The organism is Propylenella binzhouense (genome assembly GCF_009866965.1).
Classification (GTDB): domain Bacteria; phylum Pseudomonadota; class Alphaproteobacteria; order Rhizobiales; family Afifellaceae; genus Propylenella; species Propylenella binzhouense.
In genome coordinates, this window is sequence record NZ_SPKJ01000205.1 from 1 (window position 1) to 1,546 (window position 1,546).

A 1,546-nucleotide genomic window follows, 5' to 3' on the forward strand; every position below is an offset into this window, starting at 1 on the left:
CGCCGCCTCGCGCGCGAGCGCGCGGGCCGCCCCGGCTTCGCCGCCGGCAGACGGGCCGGCGCCGCGACAGGGATCGTCGAAGAGGCCGAGGCGCGCCTTCAGCGCCAGCACGCGCCGCAGCGCGGCGTCGATCTCGTCCATGGCGACGAGGCCGCGTTCGAGCGCGGCCGGAAGGCCGCGCAGATAGGTGCGGCCCATCATGTCGAGGTCGATGCCCGCCTTGAGCGCGAGGACGGCGGCCTCGACCGGGTCGGCGGCGACGCCGTGGACGACGAGTTCCGCCACCGCCCCGTAATCGCTGACGATGACCCCCGCGAAGCCCCATTCGCCGCGGAGGCGGTCCCGCAGCAAGGCCGCATTCGCGGTCATCGGCAGGCCCGCGAGATCGACGAAGGCCGGCATGACGCCCGCCGCGCCGGCCTCGATGGCGGCGCGGAACGGCGGCAGGTAGACCTCCGCGAGGGTGCGCTCGGAAATGTCGACCGAGGCGTAGTCCCGGCCGGCCGTGACGGCGCCGTAGGCGGCGAAGTGCTTGGCGGTCGCGGCAAGCGTTCCCGCCGCCGCGAGGTCGCTTCCCTGGAAGCCGCGCACCTTCGCCTCGGCGAACCGGCAGGCGAGCCAGGGGTCCTCGCCGGGACCCTCGGCGATCCGGCCCCAGCGCGGGTCGCGCCCGATGTCGAGCATCGGCGCGAAGGTCATGGCGACGCCGTCCGCTGCCGCCTCCGCGGCCGCCATCCGCGCCGTCGCCTCCCACAGGGCCGGGTCGCAGGCGCAGGCCTCCGCGAGCGGGATCGGGAACACGGTCCGGTGTCCGTGCAGGACGTCGAAGCCGATGATGAGGGGAATGCCGAGCCGGGTCTCCTCGACGGCGACGCGCTGCGCCGCGCGCACGGCCTCCGCGCCCCAGAGGTTGAGGAGGTTGCCGAGGCGCCCCGCGCGGATCTCGGCGAGATAGTCCTCCGGCAGGTAGGGGCCGGTGACGGCGCCCTCCGCCGTCCCGAGGGTGAGCTGGCCGAGCTTCTCCTCGAGCGTCATCGCCGCGACGAGCGCCTCGATGTGCTCGGCGAGGCGCGGCGCGACCGGCGCGGCCGGGCCCGCGCCGGGATCGACGACGCTGTTGCTGTCCGGCTTCATGGCGCGTGCTGTCCCGCTCCCTGGCCCGTGGCCGCCCGCTTGGATTTCCCGGGTTCGTGCGAGCCCGGACCCGATGATGCCGCTTCTGCATCCATCGATGGCGGAGCTCTCCCGGTCGCGCGTCCGGCAGCTCTACGAAGCCCTGCGGGATGAGGACGAGGAGACGCGCACGGCGGCCGCCGATAGGATCGGGACGCTGGTCGAGGATATCGTGACGCCGGCGGATGGCAAGATGGAGATCGACCTGCGCGACGATCTCGCTGGCATCCTTACGCTTTCCCGCCAAACGAAAAACCCTGCCGACCGTCGTCGGCGGGGTTTTTCGGCAAGCTGTTGATCCAGCTTGGAACGTTTGGTTGCGGGGGCAGGATTTGAACCTGCGACCTTCAGGTTATGAGCCTGACGAGCTACC

The 1,546-nt window shown here is 72.6% G+C and carries 2 protein-coding genes; one reads left to right on the forward strand and one right to left on the reverse strand.

Annotation, left to right across the window (positions count from 1 at the left end):
* On the reverse strand, nt 1-1,134 hold a 1,134-nt coding region (locus E4O86_RS22900), incomplete at its 3' end, for a glycoside hydrolase family 3 N-terminal domain-containing protein (protein WP_343039220.1).
* 73 nt (nt 1,135-1,207) lie between these two features.
* Between E4O86_RS22900 and E4O86_RS22905 the strand changes: the two genes are divergently transcribed.
* The gene (locus E4O86_RS22905; protein ID WP_161142845.1) at nt 1,208-1,471 is read left to right on the forward strand and encodes a hypothetical protein; all 264 of its coding nucleotides are present in this window, start codon (nt 1,208-1,210) and stop codon (nt 1,469-1,471) included.
* Nucleotides 1,472-1,546: the final 75 nt, after the last annotated feature.

What these genes read in the sequence shown, in the direction of transcription:
- E4O86_RS22905 (WP_161142845.1), top strand. Translation starts at nt 1,208, where the DNA reads ATGATGCCGCTTCTGCATCCATCGATGGCGGAGCTCTCCCGGTCGCGC.